The organism is Nocardioides guangzhouensis, assembly GCF_004519545.1.
Classification (GTDB): Bacteria; Actinomycetota; Actinomycetes; order Propionibacteriales; family Nocardioidaceae; genus Nocardioides; species Nocardioides guangzhouensis.
Window position 1 is genome coordinate 1 of record NZ_SDKM01000079.1, and the last position, 7,112, is coordinate 7,112.

At 72.7% G+C, this 7,112-nt stretch carries 9 protein-coding genes; 5 read left to right on the forward strand and 4 right to left on the reverse strand.

Annotated features, from left to right (window positions below; all coding sequences use genetic code 11):
* The 4 genes from EKO23_RS24065 to EKO23_RS24080 form a co-directional block, all read left to right on the forward strand.
* Positions 1-743 (forward strand): ABC transporter ATP-binding protein (locus EKO23_RS24065; protein WP_134721026.1); only part of this gene is annotated, 743 nt, incomplete at its 5' end.
* Positions 740-1,300 carry a hypothetical protein gene (locus tag EKO23_RS24070; RefSeq protein ID WP_134721027.1) on the forward strand — a complete coding sequence of 187 codons (561 nt, stop codon included), beginning with the start codon at positions 740-742 and terminating at the stop codon, positions 1,298-1,300. The genes EKO23_RS24065 and EKO23_RS24070, both read left to right, overlap by 4 nt.
* Positions 1,297-2,205, forward strand: coding sequence for a hypothetical protein (locus tag EKO23_RS24075; RefSeq protein WP_134721028.1), 909 nt, complete (start codon positions 1,297-1,299; stop codon positions 2,203-2,205). Before EKO23_RS24070 ends, EKO23_RS24075 begins: the two co-directional genes overlap by 4 nt.
* Complete coding sequence (locus EKO23_RS24080; protein WP_134721029.1) at positions 2,202-3,203, forward strand: nucleoside hydrolase; 1,002 nt, start codon at positions 2,202-2,204, stop codon at positions 3,201-3,203. Before EKO23_RS24075 ends, EKO23_RS24080 begins: the two co-directional genes overlap by 4 nt.
* A gap of 5 nt (positions 3,204-3,208) precedes the next feature.
* Here EKO23_RS24080 and EKO23_RS24085 read toward each other — a convergent pair whose 3' ends face one another.
* From EKO23_RS24085 to EKO23_RS24095, 3 genes are read right to left on the reverse strand one after another with little or no spacing between them, the layout of a single operon-like run.
* Positions 3,209-4,024 carry an ABC transporter permease gene (locus tag EKO23_RS24085; RefSeq protein WP_246051290.1) on the reverse strand — a complete coding sequence of 272 codons (816 nt, stop codon included), beginning with the start codon at positions 4,022-4,024 and terminating at the stop codon, positions 3,209-3,211.
* Positions 4,021-4,830, reverse strand: coding sequence for an ABC transporter permease (locus EKO23_RS24090; RefSeq protein ID WP_217702797.1), 810 nt, complete (start codon positions 4,828-4,830; stop codon positions 4,021-4,023). The genes EKO23_RS24085 and EKO23_RS24090 overlap by 4 nt, the downstream gene beginning before the upstream one ends.
* The gene (locus tag EKO23_RS24095; RefSeq protein WP_425464416.1) at positions 4,830-5,771 is read right to left on the reverse strand and encodes an ABC transporter ATP-binding protein; all 942 of its coding nucleotides are present in this window, start codon (positions 5,769-5,771) and stop codon (positions 4,830-4,832) included. The genes EKO23_RS24090 and EKO23_RS24095 overlap by 1 nt, the downstream gene beginning before the upstream one ends.
* A 109-nt stretch (positions 5,772-5,880) precedes the next feature.
* Here EKO23_RS24095 and EKO23_RS24100 point away from each other — a divergent pair, with 109 nt between their 5' ends.
* Positions 5,881-6,405 (forward strand): hypothetical protein, encoded by a 525-nt coding sequence (locus EKO23_RS24100; RefSeq protein WP_134721030.1) that lies wholly within the window; start codon positions 5,881-5,883, stop codon positions 6,403-6,405.
* 9 nt (positions 6,406-6,414) lie between these two features.
* On the opposite strand, the gene EKO23_RS24105 is transcribed toward EKO23_RS24100, so the two are convergent.
* Positions 6,415-6,864 carry an iron chaperone gene (locus EKO23_RS24105; RefSeq protein WP_134721031.1) on the reverse strand — a complete coding sequence of 150 codons (450 nt, stop codon included), beginning with the start codon at positions 6,862-6,864 and terminating at the stop codon, positions 6,415-6,417.
* Positions 6,865-7,112 lie beyond the last annotated feature (248 nt).

Below are 7,112 nucleotides of genomic sequence, written 5' to 3' on the forward strand. Positions count from 1 at the left end.
ACGGCGCCGGCAAGACCACGCTGCTGCGGATGCTGGCGACCGTGCTCGCGCCCGACGAAGGCCGGCTGGCCCTGCTGGGCCTGGACCCGTCGGTCCCGGCCGAGCGGGTCGAGATCCGGCGCCGGCTCGGGTACCTCCCCCAGTCGCCGACGCTCTACCCGGGATTCACGCCGTTCGAGCTGGTCGACTACGTGGCGATCCTCAAGGAGCACACCGACCGGGACTGGCGCCGCCACGAGGCGATCCGGGTGCTCGAGGCGGTCGGGCTCGCCGACCGGATGCACCGCAAGATCAAGACCCTGTCCGGTGGCATGCGGCAGCGGGTCGCCCTGGCCGCGTCCCTCGTCGGGCAGCCCGAGCTGCTGGTGCTCGACGAGCCCGCGACCGGGCTGGACCCCGAGCAGCGGCTCGAGCTGCGCGCCCTGCTGGCGGAGACCGCCGGACGCGGCACCGTGGTGCTCTCGACGCACAACACCGCGGAGGTCGCGGCCCTGTGCCAGCGCGTCGTGGTGATGCGGGACGGTCGGGTGCTGTTCACCGGCACCCCGGCCGGGCTGGCCGACCAGGCCACCGGCCGGGTGTGGGAGGACGACCGACCCGACGCGTCCGCGCTGCGCAGCTGGATGACCGGCGAGGGCACCTACCGCCACCTCGGCACGGTGCCCGCGAACGCGATGCCGGCTGCGCCGTCGATCGACGACGGCTACCTCTACCTCGCCTGCGCCGAGCGGGGTGCGCGATGACCTGCGGTGCCGTGCTGGGCGAGCTGGCCCGGCCGACCGCCCGCGCGATGGCCTGGGCGCCGGTGGTCGCCGTGACCTCCAGCCTGCTGCTGGTGGCCTTCCTGCTGCGGCTCGCCGACCGGCCCGCCGACGTCGTTCTCGGGCTGGGGGCGGGCGCCGTCGCCGCCGCCGTGGTGTTCGCGCTGCACGACCCGGCCGCCGCCCTGCTGGCGCCGGTGCCGACCTCGGCGATGGCTCGACGGCTGCTGCGCGTTGCCCTGGTCACGGCGCTCGTGCTTCCGGCCTGGCTGCTCACCGCCGAGCTCCTGCCCGGACCCGGTCTCGGTCTGCTCCCCCTCCTCGCGCTCGCGTCGACCGGCATCGCGGTGGCCGTCTGGCTGCCGTCCGGCCGCTCGGTCACGCTCGCCGCCGCCGTGCCGCTGGTGTGGGTGACCGCCGGCCAGCTGCTCGGCGCCGGGCTGGGACCGGTCGGCGAGGCGGTCGGCTGGTGGCACGCGCACCCGACGTACGTCGTCGTCGCGGCGCTCGCGCTGCTGGTCGCGGGGAGGAACCGATGACCGCCGTCCTCCCCGCCCCGGCCACCCTGCGCCCGGCGCGGACGACCCGGGTGGTCCGGGCGATCGCCCGCCCGGAGGCCGTGCGGCTGCTGCGCCGACCCGTGCTGTGGGTCGGAGTCGCGCTCTCCTCTCTCGCGGCGTACGCGATGTTCCACTCGCCCGACGACTGGTCCGGGGCCCGCTACATGTCCGCCCCGGTCATGCTCGGCCCGCTGCTGGTCGCGGTCTCGATGGTCGTGGCCGGCAGCTTCCACCGGGAGCGCGCCGGCCTCGCCGCCGACGCACCGGTGGACGAGGTGGCGCGCACCGCCGGCCGGCTGCTCGGCGCCATGGCCCTGGTCTGCCTGGTGGCCGTGCTCGCGGCCGCCGGCGCCGTCGTGGCCCGCGCCACCGGTGGCTTCGACCTCGGCGACGAGCCGGGGCGCACCCTGCACGCCCACTTCACGCTCCCCGAGATCCTGCAGCCGGTCGCCGCCGCGGTGCTCGCGGTGGCGGTGGGGGCAGCGGCGGGGCGCCGGTTCCGGCACGCCGCGACGGCGTACCTCGTGCTCTTCGTGGGCTGGTTCCCGTTCGTGATGGTGTCGTGGGCCTTCCAGGCCCGGCAGGTCACCTCGTTCTCGATCCTCCAGATCCAGCCGGTGACGATCCCGATCGGCCCGGTGACCGCCGACCCGAGCTCGTTCCCCGCGCACTGGCTGCTGAGCGCCCCGGGTGAGTACCAGGACTTCTGGGGGCGGGCCTTCGTCTCCGCGCACCTCGCCGCCTGGCACGACGTCTGGCTGCTCGGGCTCGCCTGCCTGTTCCTGGCCCTGGCCCTCCCGCGCGGTCACCGTCGCCTGGCCGGCTTCGTGGGCCTGGCGCTGGCCATCGTGGGCGTGGTCGCGCAGTACCTGGTGATCCCGTGAGGCGCCGTCTCCTGGCTGTCGGGCTCACCCTCCTCGCGACAGTCGCCTCGGGCTGCACCGCGCCGTACGACGACGACGGCGAGGTGACCGGCCTGATGGGCGCCGCACCCGCCAAGGCGGACGACGCGGTGCCGGTGGTGATCGACTCCGACCTCGCCCCCGACGACCTCGCCGCGATCACCTACCTGGTGCGGCACCCGCGGGTCGACGTCGTGGGCATCACCGTGCCGGCCACCGGCATGGTCGGCTGCACCGACGGGCTGCGCCTCCTGGCCGACCTGTTCGCGGCGATCGAGTCACCGTCCGTCCCGGTCGCCTGCGGCACCACCGAGCGGGGCAAGGACGGCGTGCCGTTCCCCGAGGAGTGGTGCACGGGCGTGGTGATCGACCCCGGGCTCCCGGCACTGGGCGCCGTGCCGTGGCAACCGCTGCGCGAGGACGCCGGGGCCTTCCTGGCCCAGCAGGCGCGCGTGCACCCCGGACTGCACGTGGTCGCGCTCGGCCCGCTGACCGAGCTGGCCGCGCTCGCCGCGGACCGTCCGGCCGACTACCGCCGCATCGCCGGCGTCACCACCATGGCCGGGGCGGTCGGCGACGGGCAGGACCCGGGCCGGGGCATCGGCGAGTGGAACGCCGCCGCGGACCCGGCCGCCTTCGCGGCCGTGCTGGCCGGGCCGGTCCCGGTCACCGTGGTGCCCGACGGCCCGGTGCCGCAGGGGGTCCCGGACGGCCTGGCCGCGGCGCCCGTCGTCGGCCGGCTCGGCGTGGACACGATGATCACGTCCCCGGCCTACTGGGACCTCGCCACCGCCGGCGTCTTCGCCACGGCTGGTGCCACCGCCGACGAGCGCACCGGGGCGTGGACCGCCGAGGTCACCGGCACCCGCGGGCTCCTGCACCAGGGCGCGGGGTCCGGACGGGTGCGGGTGGTCACCGGGCTCGACACGCACGCCCTCGACGCGTCGTACGCCGCGGTGTTCGGGACGGTGGACGGCTGACGTGCTCAGGTGAGCAGAAGCGTGTCGAGCCGGCGCCGGGCCAGCAGCACCCCGACCACGCCCATCGCCAGCAGGTAGACCACCGACACCGCCGACTCGACGGTCACCACGCCGGTGACCAGCTCCCGGCACAGCACCACGCCGCGGTAGAGCGGCGTCGCCTCGACGATCCACCGCAGCACGCCGGGGTAGGCGGTGACCGGGAAGAACGTCGCCGAGAACAGGAACATCGGCATGGTGGCGAGGGTGACGTACTCGAAGTCCTGCCAGGTCCGCATGTACGTCGTGAGCGCGAGGCAGGCGCCGGCGAAGGCGAACCCGATCAGCAGCGTGGCCGGCAGCGCCAGCACCGCCCACCACGAGTGCACCAGCCCCATCCCGAGCATCACCGCGAGGAAGCCGATCGAATAGATCCCGCCGCGCAGCAGGCACCACGACATCTCGCCGGCCGCAACGTCCCGGGTGGTCATCGGGGTGGCCAGGATCTGGTCGAAGAGCTTGGTGAACTTCAGCTTGAAGAAGAAGTTGAAGGTGCTGTCGAGCACAGCGCCGTTCATCGCGGACGTGGCCAGCATGGCCGGCGCCACGAACTCGGCGTACGGGATCTGCTGGCCGTGGTACTCGAAGGACTCGATGAGCTTGCCGACGCCCACGCCGATCGAGAAGAGGTAGAAGACCGGCTCCAGGAAGCCGCTGATGAAGATGTACCAGCCGGATCGGTAGCTGAGGTAGTTGCGGTAGACGATGATCCCCGCGGCCCCCACGGGCGGCAGCGGCTCGACCGGGTGCCCGCGCCCGACGGCGCCGTCGACGGTGCTCACGAGCGCAGCCTCCGCTCCAGGCGGCGACACGCCCACAGGTAGCCCGCGACGGCAATCACCGCGAGGTAGGCCACGTGCACCAGCGCCCGGGGGCCGTCGAGGGTGCCGAGCATCAGCATCCGGGTCAGGTCGACGCCGTGCCACAGCGGCGTGAACCTGGCCAGCGTCTCCAGCGCCGGGGACAGGTTGGAGATCGGGAAGAACGCGCCGGAGAACAGGAACATCGGGATCACCCCGAGCCGGAACACCAGCGCGTAGGCGCTCTCGTCCTTCAGCCCGGCGCTCAGGCCGTAGACCGGGGTGGCGAAGGCCAGCCCGATCAGCAGCTGCACGAGGAACGCGCCGACCGCCCCGGCCACGCTCGCGAACACCCCGAACGGCGCCAGCACGGCGAGGAACACCGCGGAGGTGAGCGCGACCCGGAAGCAGATGAACCCGAGGTGCCCGTTGACCACGTCGCGGGCGCCGAGCGGGGTGGCGGTCATGCCGAAGGCGATCTTCTGCCACTTCACCATGCTCATCACGGGGTACGTCGTCTCCCCGACGACCAGCTGCATCGTCTGGGCGGCCACCAGGCCGGGCGCGACGAACGCGAGGTAGGTCGTGGCGCCGTCGAGCTGGTCGGGATCGGCCTCGATGAACCCGCCGAGCAGCACGCCCATCGCGAGGACGTAGAGCAGCGGGGTCACGAACGAGCTGACCACGCTGCCGCGCCAGGTGCGCTTGTAGACGGTCAGCCAGTAGTCGCGCTGCCGCCAGGCCAGGTCCCACCGGGAGGGCCGGGTGGGGACGGGATGCGTCGTCATCAGTCCACCAGCGTCCGGCCGGTGAGGCGGAGGAAGACGTCCTCCAGCGTGGAGCGGCGCACCAGCACCGCGGCCGGCTCGAGCCCACGCTCGTGCACCTTGGCGATGACCTCCTCGCCGTCGTGCGTGTAGACGAGCAGCCGGTCGGGCAGCACCTCGACCCGGTCACCGAGGTCCTCGACCTTCGCGGCGACACCCTCGTGCTCGCCGGCGCCGAACCGGAGCTCGGCGACCTCGCGGGTGGAGTGGGTGCGGATCAGCTCCAGCGGCGACCCTTCGGCCGCGATCAGGCCCTTGTCCATCACCACCAGGCGGTCGCAGAGCTGCTCCGCCTCGTCCATGTAGTGCGTGGTGATCACCAGGGTCACCCCGGACTGCTTGAGCCGGAACAGCCGGTCCCACAACACGTGCCGGGCCTGCGGGTCGAGGCCCGTGGTCGGCTCGTCGAGCAGCAGGATGTCGGGCCGGTTGATCAGCGAGCGGGCGATGGTGAGCCGGCGCTTCATGCCGCCGGAGAGGTTGTCGACCTTGGCCTTCGCCTTCTCCGTGAGCTGCACGAACTCGAGCAGCTCGTCGGTGCGCTGGTTCACCTCGGCCCGCGGGATGCCGAAGTAGCGGCCGTAGACGTAGAGGTTGTCGCGGACGGTCAGCTCGGTGTCGAGCGTGTCGTCCTGCGGGCACACGCCGAGCCGGGCCCGGATCGCCGGGCCGTCGGTCGCCGGGTCCAGCCCGAAGATCCGCAGCGTCCCGGCGGAGACCGGCGAGACCGCGGCGATCATCCGCATCGTGGAGGACTTGCCGGCTCCGTTGGGCCCGAGGAACCCGAACGCCTCGCCGGGCCTGACCTCGACGTCGATCCCCCGGACCGCCTCGACGTCGCCGAACGACTTGCGCAGTCCCGAGGCGCTGATCATCGGGGCAGTGATGATGGTGTCGGTCACGCCTCCGACCCTACAAATACTCACCGACGGGACTCACCGGGTTATCGGCGGATCGGGGCGGGACGGGTGCTGTACGAGCAGCAGGACCTGCAGTGACAGGATCGCCCGCATGAGCGAGATCGACAGGTTCCGGGACCGGGTCGCCCAGCACGCCGAGGGGACGCCGTACGTCGTGTCCCCGACGCCGGAGGGCTTCGACGTCGCCCTCGACATCGTCCATGCGCGGTGGTATCAGCTCTACGCGAAAGCCGGGCTCGAGTGCACCTTCGTGCACCACGTGGCGATGAACGGCGGCCGCGACTACACGATCACCGACGACAGCCACACCCTCGAGTGGGAGGCCGGCCACCCCCGCCTCGGGGCCCGGGTGGATCGCTTCGTGGGACGAAGCTACGACTTCTCGTTCCGGAAGACGGTCGCGATCTCCGAGGAGGCCCGGCTCGAGCCCGTCGTCGACTACCGGTTCTCCTCGGAGGAGGGACGCAAGCTCATCAAGAAGGCGGGCAAGGGGCTCGGGCTGCGCGAGCACATGCCTGCCTCCGCCACGTTCGGCCTCTGGTTCGCGGTCGCGGTGCTGGTCGCGATGGCGATCACGTTCCCGATCGCCTTCGCGATGGGGTGGATGGACAGCTAGCGAACGCGGTCAGGAGACCGCGGCCTTCACCAGCGCGACCACCTTCTTCTCCACGGCCGGGGTCCACTTCTGGAGCGCGTACGAGACCGGCCAGACGTCGCCGTCGTCGAGGTTCGCGGTGTCCTGGAAGCCCAGCGTGGCGTAGCGGTACTTGAACTTGCCGGCGTCCTGGAAGAACACCACGACCTTCCCGTCCCCGTCGGCGTACGCCGGCATGCCGTACCACGTCTTCGGCGCCAGGTCCGGCGCGTTCGTGGTGACGGCGACGTGCACCCGCTCGGCGAGGGCCCGGTCGTCCGGCGCCATCTTCGCGATCGCGTCGAGCACCGCCTGCAGGCCGTCGGCCTTCTTGGCGCCCTTCTTCCCCTCGGCGCGCAGCTCCGCCGCGCGCTCCTTCATCGCCGCGCGCTCCTCCGCGCTGAAGCCGTCGGACTCGGTCTGGGCACTCTTCGCGGGCATCTGCTGGGTTCCTCTCGGGTGCGGGTCCGGCCCCGTGCCGGCCCCTCTGCAGGCAACGCTAGGCCGCCGCCGCGGTCCGTGCTTCTCGATTCCTGACCGGCTCGCGGGCCGGGCGTAGGTCCCGCGTGTCGCACGCTCTGGTCGACCGGGCCGATTCCCGACCAGGACGTGCGAAACGCCCGGGTCGAGATCGCTCGCTCGTCACCCTGCGGCACCACCCGAGGTGCCCGGTCTTGATGGTCGAGGTG